At 72.4% G+C, this 3,774-nt stretch carries 1 protein-coding gene; it reads right to left on the reverse strand.

The features are described from left to right. Nucleotides 1–3,774 (reverse strand): SDR family NAD(P)-dependent oxidoreductase (locus tag ACWC5O_RS45125; RefSeq protein WP_450781343.1); only part of this gene is annotated, 3,774 nt, incomplete at both ends.

Here is a 3,774-nt window from a genome sequence, read left to right on the forward strand (position 1 = left end):
CAACACCGGCGCCACACCACCACCACCGGACAAACCCTCCGGCACGGATGACACAACCGGCGCCTCCTCCAGCACCACATGCGCATTCGTCCCGCTCACCCCGAACGAGGACACACCGGCCCGGCGCGGACGCCCGCCCGCCTCCGGCCAGTCCACCGCCTCCGTCAGCAACGACACCGCACCCGCCGACCAGTCGACATGCGGAGTCGGCTCATCGACGTGGAGCGTCTGCGGAAGGACACCATGCTGGAGCGCCAGCACCATCTTCATCACGCCGGCGACACCGGAGGCGGCCTGTGTGTGACCGATGTTGGACTTCAACGAGCCCAGCCACAACGGGCATTTGGGATCCCGGCCCTGGCCGTACGTCGCCAGCAGCGCCTGCGCCTCGATCGGATCGCCCAGCGTGGTGCCCGTACCGTGCGCCTCCACCGCGTCCACGTCCGCGGCGGACAGCCCGGCCTTGGCGAGCGCCGCCCTGATGACCTGCTGCTGAGCGGGGCCGCTGGGGGCGCTGAGCCCGTTGCTCGCACCGTCCTGGTTGAGGGCGGTGGAGCGGATCACGGCCAGTACGGGGTGGCCGTTGCGGCGGGCGTCGGAGAGCCGCTCCAGGAGCAGCATGCCCGCGCCCTCGGCGAGGCCCATGCCGTCGGCGGCCTTGGCGAAGGCCTTGGAGCGGCCGTCCTTGGCTACGCCCCGGGTGCGGGCGAAGCCGATGAACCCGATGGGCTCCACCATTACGGCGACACCGCCCGCGAGGGCCATCGAGCACTCGCCGGAGCGCAGCGCCTGGACGGCCATGTGCAGGGCGACCAGTGACGAGGAGCAGGCCGTGTCGATGGTCACCGCGCTGCCCTCGAGGCCGAGGGTGTAGGCGATACGGCCGGACAGGACACTGGTGGCGCTGCCGGTGACGATGTGGCCCTCGACGCCTTCGGGCAGGTTGTCCAGGCCGCCGAAGCCCTGGTTGGCGGCGCCGACGAACACTCCGACGGGGGTGCCGCGCAGCGAGTCGGGGACGAACCCGGCCCGTTCCAGCACCTCCCAGGAGGTCTCCAGCAGCATCCGCTGCTGCGGGTCCATGGCGACGGCCTCGCGCGGCGAGATGCCGAAGAAGCCGGGGTCGAAGTCGCCGGCGTCGTAGACGAAGCCGCCTTCGCGGGCGTAGCAGGTGCCCTCGCGGTCCGGGTCGGGGTCGTAGAGGGCGTCAAGGTCCCAGGCGCGGTCGTCGGGGAAGGCGTCGATGACGTCACGGCCGTCCGCGAGGATCTGCCAGAGCTCTTCGGGGCTGTTGGCGCCGCCGGGATAGCGGCAGCTCATCGAGACGATGACGATCGGGTCGTCGTCCGCGGCGGGCCCGCGGGCCGGGGCCGTGGACGCGACCGGCACGGGCAGGGCGACGGACTCGCCGACCAGTTCCTGGCGGACGTGGCGGGCCAGGGCGGTGACCGTGGGCCGGTCGAAGATCACGGTCACGGGCAGGCGCAGCCCGGTGGCGGCGTTCAGCCGGTTGCGCAACTCCACGGAGGTCAGCGAGTCGAAGCCCAACTCGCGGAAGGCGCGGCCCACTTCGACACTGTTCGGGCTGCTGTGCCCGAGCACTCCCGCGACCTGGGTCCGCACCAGGTCCAGTACGGCCTGCTCCTGTTCGTCGGCGCCCATGCCGCGCAGCCGGGAGACGAGACCGGAGGTCTCCGTGTCCGGCGCGTCCTGGCGGTCGCGGTCCTCCTCGGCGCGCAGCAGGTCGGCGACCTCGGGCACCTCGGTGAGCAGGGGGCGCGGACGGGCCGCGGTGAAGACCGGGACGAAACGCTCCCAGTCGATGTCGGCGACGGCGATGAAGCATTCGTCGCGGTCGAGGACCTGCTGCATGGCCTTGACCGCGAGGGTCGGATCCATGAACGGGATTCCGCGCCAGCGCAGTTGCTCCTGGACCACCTCGAGGGCCATGCCGCCGCCCTCGTCGCTCCAGATTCCCCAGGCGATCGACGTACCGGCCAGGCCGCGGGCCCGCCGGTGCTCGGCGACCGCGTCGGCGTAGGCGTTGGCCGCCGCGTAGGCGCCGTGGTCGCCGCTGCCCCAGACACCGGCGACGGAGGAGAAGACGACGAACGCGTCGAGTCGGTCGTCGGAGAAGAGCGCGTCGAGGTTGGCGACGCCGGAGAGCTTGGCCTCGGCTCCGTCGGCGAACTCCTGGAGCGTCGTGGTGGCCAGCGGGATGAGGATGCCGACGCCCGCGGTGTGGACGACGGTACGGATCGGCGGCCCGTCGGCCTCGACCCGCTCGACGAGCGCGGCGAGTGCGTCCCGGTCGGCGATGTCGCAAGCGGCGATGGTGACGCGGACCCCCAGTTCGCGCAGCTCGGCCTCCAGTTCGGGCGCACCGGGTGCGTTCGCGCCGCGGCGGCTGACGAGGACCAGGTGCTCGGTCCCGTTGCGGGCGAGCCAGCGCGCGGTGTGACCGCCGAGGCCACCGGTGCCTCCGGTGATCAACGCCGTGCCGCGGGACGTCCAGGTGCGGTCGCCGCCGTCCGCGGTTCCGGCGGGGGTGCGGACAAGGCGGCGGATCAGGATTCCGGTCCGGCGGATGGCGATCTGGTCCTCGGCGCGGGCGTCGGCGAGGATCCCGCACAGCCTGGCGGCGGTGCGCTCGTCGGGTACTTCCGGAAGGTCGACGAGGCCGCCCCAGAACTCGGGGTGCTCGAGCGCGGCGACGCGGCCCATGCCCCAGGTGCCGTTCTGCACGGGGTTGCGCAGCGGGTCGCTGTCGCCGGTCGTGACGGCTCCGCTGGTGGCCAGCCACAGTGGGGCGCGTACGCCGGTGTCGCCACAGGCCTGGATCAGCGCGAGACCGGCGACCAGACCGGCCGCGAGTCCCGGCTGTTCGGGGTGCGGATGTTCGTCGAGCCCGAGGAAGGAGAGCACGCCGTTGAACCGGCCGGCGTCGACGCCGCTGTGCTGGGCGGTCTCGGTCAGCAGCGCGGCCAGCCGCTCCCGGTCGGTGTCGGAGGGGTCCACGAACAGGGGCACGGTCTGCGCGCCGTGCGTGGCGAGTCCGTCCAGACAGACCCTGACGAGTTCGGTCCCCGCGTGGCTCGCGGGGACGACGACCAGCCAGGTGCCGTCAAGTGCGGCGGCGGAGGGATCGGCCGTCGGCCGCCAGGCGACGCGGTAGCGCCAGGAGTCGATGGTGGAGGTGGCGCGGCGGCTCCGGCGCCAGGACGACAGCACGGGCAGCGCCTGGGCCAGGGCCTGCTGTCCCGTGTCCTCGGCGACGTCGAGTGCGCCGGACAGCGCCTCGAGGTCCTGCTCCTCGACGGCCGCCCAGAACTCGGCGTCCACCGGGTCCTCGGCGACGCCCGTGGTGGTGGCGATCTGCGGCGACGCGGTCTCGAACCAGTAAGGGCGGTGCTGGAAGGTGTAGGTGGGCAGGGGGACGGTGCGGGCGTCGTGTCCGGCCAGCACGGCCGTCCAGTCGACCGGGACGCCGCGCACCCACGCCTCGGCCAGCGAGGTCAGCAAACGCAGGGCCCCGCCATCGTCACGACGCAGACTGCCCACCACCACCGCATCCGGGACGGCCTCCTGCACCGCCATACCCAGCACCGGGTGCGAACTCACCTCCACGAACGCGCTGTAACCCTGACCGGCAAGCCCCTGCACGACATCGGCGAAACACACCCGCCGACGCAGATTGCGATACCAGTAACCACCATCCAACCGGACGGTGTCGATAACCTCCGCCTCGGTGGTGGAGAAGAACGGCACCTCACC

The organism is Streptomyces sp. NPDC001450, from assembly GCF_053597295.1.